Raw genomic sequence first — 2,600 nt, forward strand, 5'->3', positions numbered from 1 at the left:
GTGGGGCCGGTTCGAGCGCCGGGTCCGGACGGGGGCGCCCGCGCGCCGCCCGGAGGCCGCCGGCGGGATCTCCTCCACCACGGAGCGCAGGACCCCCTTGTCCTTGCGGATCCGGCTGCGCACCGTCAGCGGGAACCGCCCCAGGACGGGGTCGGTCGGGGCGCCGGGGCCGCGGGCGCCGTCGTCGGGGGCCTCCGGCAGGAGCACCACGGCCTCGTAGGTCTTGGCCACGGCCCGCCGCTCGAAGAGCAGGTGGTAGGCGCCGCGGGTGGCCGGGTTCGCGGAGAACATCACGACGCCGGCCGTCGCCCGGTCGAGCCGGTGCAGGGGCACGAGGTCGTCGAGGCCGAGCTCGTTGCGCAGCCGCACGAGCGCGGTCTCCTGGACGAAGCGGCCGCCCGGGGTGGTGGGCAGGAAGTGCGGCTTGTGGATGACCACGAGGTGCTCGTCGCGGTGCAGGAGCGTGTGCGTCACGGGCAGCGGGGTCTCGTCGGGGACGTCCCGGTAGTACCAGAGGTCGTCGTGGACGCCCAGCGGCGTCGTCGGCGTCAGTGCGGTGCCGTCCGCCGCCACGACCTCGCCGCGGGCGAAGCGCGCGCGGATGCCCTCCGGGTCCACGTGACCGAACCGGTGGAGCACGTAGTCCTGCGCGGTGGGCCAGCCGGAGGCGGGCAGGCGCAGGCGCGTGGCGTTGACGCCGTTGCGCGGGGGGAGGGGAGAGGGGACGGCCACGGGTCCATCCTCCCAGCCCGGTGCGGCTGCGTCCGACCGGCGCCGCTCAGTCCGACCGGCCGGGCCGGCCGGAGCCGGTGGTCTCGTCCTCGGCCGGGCCTCGGTCCTGCGGGGTGAGCACCACGACCTCCTCGGCCGGCGCGGCGCGCCCCGTCACCTCGCGCGCCGGGACCGCCCCGCCGACGTCGACCACCACGGTGTCCAGCACCGCGCCCGCGGGGACCTCGCAGTCGCCGAGCAGGAGGCTGCCGCGCACCGTGGCGCCTGCCGCCACGACCACCCCGGGGCCGACCACGCTGTCCGAGACCTCGCCCTCGATCCGGCAGCCCGGGCTGAGCAGCGAGCCGGAGACGCGGGCGTCCGGGGCCACCCACGCCGGTGGCGCCTGGTGGGGGTTGGTGATCAGCGGCCAGCCTTCGGCGGCGACGTCCAGGCCGGTGCCCTCGAGGATCTCGCGGTGGGCGCGGAAGAAGGCGTCCAGGGTGCCGATGTCCCGCCAGTACCCGACGAGGCGGTGCTCCCGCACGCGTCCCCGCGCCACGAACGCCGGGATGATGCTCTCCCCGTAGTCGCCGAGGGAGGAGCCCACGGGGTCGCCGTCCTCATCGGTCTCACCCTCGTCCTTGGTGGCCGTCTCGTCCTCGCCCGCCACGAGGTCGCCGACCACCTCGGAGAGCGCGGCGACGTCGAACACGAACACCTCGGTGGCCACGAGCGTGCCCGCCGGGTCCTCCGGCTTGTAGGCGTAGTCGGTGACGGCGCCGTCGTCGCCCACCTGGACGACGCCGAAGCGCGAGGGGTCCTCGTCCGTCTCGGTGGTGACCACGGTGAGCTCGGCGCCGGAGCGGGCGTGCTCGGCCAGCACGGGGCGCAGGTCCAGCTGGTACAGGTGGTCCGCGGAGAGCACGACGACGGTCTCGGCGCCGAACTGCTCCAGCAGCGGCAGCTGCTGGGCGATCGCGTGGCCGTTGCCGCGGGCGAAGCCCTCCTCGGCGCGGCCCTGGGCCGGGGGCAGGATGCGCAGGCCGTGGCGGGTGCCGTCGAGATCCCACGGCCGGCCGCCGGCCAGGTGCTGGTTCAGCGTGAAGGGGCGGTACTGCTCCACGACCCACACGTCCCGCAGGCGCGAGTGGGTCAGGTTGGACAGGACGACGTCGATCAGCCGGTACTGGCCCGCCAGCGGCACCATCGGCTTGGCGCGGGCCGCGGTGAGCGGCATGAGGCGGCCGCCGGTGCCGCCGGCCAGCACGAGCGCGACGACGGCGCCCTCCGGGTCCTTCGGGAACGGGTCGGCCATGACTTCTCCTCGGGTCGGGGCAGGTTCAGCGTAGGGAGCGGGGAGGACACGCGGCCACCGTTCGGGTGCGTCCGGGTCAGCGCTGGCAGTGCGGACACCACCACAGCCGCCGCGCGTCGTCCTCGGGGGAGCCGTAGTCCTCCTGGCGGACGGGGCCGCGGCAGCGCAGGCACGGGGTGCGGTCGTGCCCGTAGACCCAGTACGACGGCGTCCGGCCGGGTGCCGTGCCGGGTGTCCGGCCGGGTGCCGTGCCGGGTGACGGACCGGCCGGGACCAGCACCTCGACCCCGAAGGGTCGCCCCGGGTTGGGACGCACGCCCGTGGTCCGGCGCCGGGCGCCCGTGGCGGGGGCGGCGGGCGGGACGTTGGCGCGCAGCAGGTCCCGGGCGAGCAGCACGAGTCCGGCGACGTCCTCGACCTCGCCGATCGGCCGGTGCGGGTCGATGCCGGCCAGCAGGAGGGTCTCGCAGCGGTAGATGTTGCCGATCCCGGAGACGAGCCGCTGGTCGAGCAGGGCCAGGCCGACCGGCCGCTCGGGCCGGGCCGTGAGCCGCCGCACGCCCTCGGCGAG

2 protein-coding genes and 1 pseudogene are annotated in these 2,600 nt (G+C 76.2%); all 3 read right to left on the bottom strand.

What is annotated here, in order from left to right; all coding sequences use genetic code 11:
* Positions 1 to 732: pseudouridine synthase (locus D8M29_RS10780; RefSeq protein ID WP_127445966.1), on the bottom strand; the 732-nt coding region annotated here is incomplete at its 3' end.
* Between the two features lie 46 nt (positions 733 to 778).
* On the bottom strand, positions 779 to 2,029 hold the full coding sequence (locus D8M29_RS10785) for a glucose-1-phosphate adenylyltransferase family protein (RefSeq protein WP_127435543.1): 1,251 nt from the start codon (positions 2,027 to 2,029) through the stop codon (positions 779 to 781).
* A gap of 76 nt (positions 2,030 to 2,105) precedes the next feature.
* Positions 2,106 to 2,600 (bottom strand): annotated as a pseudogene (locus D8M29_RS10790) (formamidopyrimidine-DNA glycosylase); the annotation flags it as partial.

Origin of the sequence: Micrococcus sp. HSID17227 (genome assembly GCF_003989405.1) — a bacterium.
Lineage (GTDB): Bacteria > Actinomycetota > Actinomycetes > Actinomycetales > Micrococcaceae > Micrococcus > Micrococcus luteus.

What these genes read in the sequence shown, in the direction of transcription:
- D8M29_RS10785 (WP_127435543.1), bottom strand. Translation starts at nt 2,029, where the DNA reads ATGGCCGACCCGTTCCCGAAGGACCCGGAGGGCGCCGTCGTCGCGCTC.